General features: G+C 56.3%; 1 pseudogene. It reads left to right on the top strand.

Annotated elements, in window-relative coordinates:
* Window positions 1-467 (top strand): annotated as a pseudogene (locus RYZ59_RS24595) (IS5-like element IS5 family transposase); the annotation flags it as partial.

Genomic DNA, 467 nt, shown 5'->3' with positions numbered 1-467 from the left:
CAGCATTGGTACAACCTGAGCGACGGTGCCATGGAAGATGCCCTGTACGAAATCGCCTCCATGCGCCTGTTTGCCCGATTATCCCTGGATAGCGCCCTGCCGGATCGCACCACCATCATGAATTTCCGCCACCTGCTCGAGCAGCATCAACTGGCCCGTCAATTGTTCAAGACCATCAATCGCTGGCTGGCCGAAGCAGGCGTCATGATGACCCAAGGCACTTTGGTGGATGCCACCATCATTGAGGCACCCAGCTCTACCAAGAACAAAGAGCAGCAACGCGATCCGGAGATGCATCAGACCAAGAAAGGCAATCAGTGGCACTTTGGCATGAAGGCCCACATTGGTGTCGATGCCAAGAGTGGCCTGACCCACAGCCTGGTCACCACCGCGGCCAACGAGCATGACCTCAATCAGCTGGGTAATCTGCTTCATGGAGAGGAGCAATTTGTCTCAGCCGATGCCGG

Source organism: Citrobacter sp. HN-141, from assembly GCF_033341895.1.
In the GTDB taxonomy this organism is placed as follows: Bacteria; Pseudomonadota; Gammaproteobacteria; order Enterobacterales; family Enterobacteriaceae; genus Citrobacter.
This window is presented reverse-complemented; position numbering and strand designations above follow the sequence as displayed.